This window comes from Spirillospora sp. NPDC046719, assembly GCF_040645715.1.
GTDB lineage: Bacteria > Actinomycetota > Actinomycetes > Streptosporangiales > Streptosporangiaceae > Spirillospora.
In genome coordinates, this window is sequence record NZ_JBEYYT010000824.1 from 1 (window position 1) to 1997 (window position 1997).

At 74.3% G+C, this 1997-nt stretch carries 3 protein-coding genes; 2 read left to right on the plus strand and 1 reads right to left on the minus strand.

What is annotated here, in order from left to right:
• Positions 1–379: hypothetical protein (locus ABZ914_RS50655; protein WP_500201721.1), on the plus strand; the 379-nt coding region annotated here is incomplete at its 5' end.
• 40 nt (positions 380–419) lie between these two features.
• On the opposite strand, the gene ABZ914_RS50660 is transcribed toward ABZ914_RS50655, so the two are convergent.
• The gene (locus ABZ914_RS50660) at positions 420–1130 is read right to left on the minus strand and encodes a TetR/AcrR family transcriptional regulator (protein WP_500201722.1); all 711 of its coding nucleotides are present in this window, start codon (positions 1128–1130) and stop codon (positions 420–422) included.
• A gap of 125 nt (positions 1131–1255) precedes the next feature.
• Between ABZ914_RS50660 and ABZ914_RS50665 the strand changes: the two genes are divergently transcribed.
• Positions 1256–1997 (plus strand): ABC transporter ATP-binding protein (locus ABZ914_RS50665; protein ID WP_500201723.1); only part of this gene is annotated, 742 nt, incomplete at its 3' end.

The window sequence follows — 1997 nt, forward strand, 5'->3', positions numbered from 1 at the left end:
GGCGCACCGGCAGAACGAGACCGTCGTCGCCGTGCAGGCCGCGGCGGCCGCCGGATACGCCGCCGGCGGCTACCACGTGGTGTTCGACGGGGTCGTCGGGCCGTGGTTCCTGCGCCCCTTCCGCGACGCCGCCGCCGGCGCCGGCGTCCCCCTGCACTACGTGGTGCTGCGCCCGGACCGCGACACCGTGCTCGCGCGCGCCCCCGCGCGCGGGCCCGGCGCGCTCACCGAGCCCGGGCCGGTCCTGCGGATGTTCGAGGAGTTCGCCGACCTCGGCGACCACGAGACCCGCGTCCTGGACTCCGCCGCCCTCACCCCCGAGCAGACCGCGCGGGCCGTCGCCGACGGGCTGCGGTCCGGCGCCTACCTCCTGCCCTGACGCGGCCTGCGCCCCGCAGCCAACGCCGCGCGGGCGAGCGTCACAGGCAGGAGGCGATGCAGTCCAGGACGCGCTCCAGGCCGTAGGCGAACTGCGCCTCGGGGTCCATGTGCGGCAGCGCGGCGTCCCTCACCACGCGCTCGAACATCGGGTGCTGGCCGCTGTCGAGCAGCTGGTGGACGTAAGGGGAGCTCTGGCGCATCCAGTCCTGCATGGTCAGCCCGCTGCGGCGCCGCTCGCGCTCCCACTCGATCTCCGCGCGGACCGTCATGACGACGTAGCCGTTCAGCATGTTCATCAGCGTGATGATGTCGTCGACCGGGATGCCGACGTCCAGGGCGCCGAAGCCGAACTCGGTGATCCGCAGCTGGTTGGGGCCGAACGTCGGGCGGGCGCGGTGCAGGTCGGCCACCCACGGGTGCGCCAGCCACATCTCCCGGGTGTTGCGGGCGACCAGCCGCAGGTCGGCGCGCCAGTCGCCGGTCGGCCGGTCCGGGATCTCCAGGGTGCCGACGACGTGGTCGTACATCAGCTCGATGAGGTCGTCGCGCGAGGGGACGTAGCGGTACAGCGACATCGCGCCGGTGCCGAGCTCGGCCGCGATCCGCCGCATCGACGCCGCCTCCAGCCCGTCGGCGTCGGCGATCCGCACCGCCGCCTCGGTGATCTGCGCGCGGCTGTAGGCGGGTCTCGGGCCCCGGCCCTGCCGTTCGGGGACCGCGAAGATGCTGACCGCCTCGACGTCCGCCACCGTGCTCCCTCCACCGCTTCCCGGGACCCGTCCGGTCCCTGTCGCGATTCTAGTTGCGTACATCGTACTCGGTTGTCTAGCCTGACGGCAGTCCACCGCGTACGGCGTACCCAATGGAGGCGATGATGCCGGACGAACCGATCGTGTCCGCCGAGGCGCTGCACAAGCGCTACGGCGACACCAAGGCCCTGGACGGCCTCGACCTGGCCGTCGCCCCCGGCACCGTCTGCGGCCTGCTCGGCCCCAACGGCGCCGGGAAGACCACCGCCGTGCGGATCCTGGCCACCCTCGCCGACGCCGACTCCGGCCGCGCCCGCGTCGCCGGCCACGACGTCGCCGCCGAACCCGACCGGGTCCGCGCCGCCATCGGCCTCGCCGGCCAGTACGCCGCCGTCGACGAGAAGCTCACCGGACGCGGCAACCTGCGCATGTTCGGCCGCCTCTACCACCTGCCCCGCCGCGAGGCCCACCGCCGCGCCGACGAGCTGCTGGAGCGCTTCGGCCTGATGGACGCCGCCGACCGGCAGGTGCAGGGCTACTCCGGCGGCATGCGCCGCCGCCTCGACCTGATCACCAGCCTGATCCTGCGGCCCCGGGTGCTGTTCCTCGACGAGCCCACCACCGGCCTGGACCCGCGCAGCCGCGGCGAGATCTGGGACGCCGTCCGCGGCCTGGTCGCCGACGGCACCACCGTCCTGCTCACCACCCAGTACCTGGAGGAGGCCGACCGGCTCGCCGACGACGTCGTCGTCATCGACCACGGACGCGTCATCGCCGAAGGCACCCCCGACGCGCTCAAGGCCTCCATCGGCGACCGGCTCGACGTCGTGCTGGCCGACCCCGCCGACGCCGGCGGCGCCGCCCGCG